This window comes from Undibacterium sp. FT79W, assembly GCF_014284215.1.
In the GTDB taxonomy this organism is placed as follows: Bacteria; Pseudomonadota; Gammaproteobacteria; order Burkholderiales; family Burkholderiaceae_D; genus Undibacterium; species Undibacterium aquatile.
On record NZ_JACOGB010000033.1, the window covers coordinates 1 to 246 of the forward strand.

General features: G+C 48.0%; 1 pseudogene. It reads right to left on the reverse strand.

Annotation, left to right across the window (positions count from 1 at the left end):
• Positions 1-246 (reverse strand): annotated as a pseudogene (locus H8K38_RS18235) (TonB-dependent receptor); the annotation flags it as partial.

Here is a 246-nt window from a genome sequence, read left to right on the forward strand (position 1 = left end):
TTTGTTTTGTCGTCATAAATACTGCGGCCGGTACTGACGCTGCCAGAACCGGCGACCTTGAGCTTGGTGTAACTATCATCTGTATAGCTATCGACCTCGTTACCATAGCTGTCATGGAACAATCTGACTTTCACCGATTCATAGTCACCCAGCGTTGTGTTCGAGATAAAGTACAAACTTTCTTTATCCCAGTAGGGCCATTTCCAGTAGCGTGCTGACGCTGGAACTGTTGAAGGAGGCTGTCCC